The sequence below is a fragment of the Belnapia sp. AC561 genome (assembly GCF_979252845.1).
The window spans coordinates 1-261 of record NZ_CEEDBP010000287.1 but is presented as its reverse complement, the minus strand read 5'-3'; the positions used below and the strand labels follow the sequence as shown (position 1 = coordinate 261).

The 261-nt window shown below is 65.1% G+C and carries 1 protein-coding gene; it reads left to right on the top strand.

The window, feature by feature from the left end:
* A partial coding sequence (locus AC0IW9_RS31115; RefSeq protein ID WP_471652159.1) for a LysR substrate-binding domain-containing protein occupies positions 1–261 on the top strand: 261 nt, incomplete at both ends.

The window sequence follows — 261 nt, the reverse complement described above, 5'->3', positions numbered from 1 at the left end:
CGCTTGAGCAACTGCAACAACAGCCGCTGAGCGCGCTGATCGACCGCCGCAGCGGCAGGCCCTGGCCGTGGATGTTTGCCAATAACGAGCAGCTATTCCCCGAGCCCGCCGCGTTTATCAGCGACGACCCGGAGGCGGAGTTGGAAGTGGTGTTGGCCGGCCTGGCCTATGCACAAATACCCAGCTATTTAGCCGTGCCGCATCTGCGCAGCGGGGCGCTGGTCCGCGTGCTGGATGCGCTGGCGCCAAGCCCTTGGGATC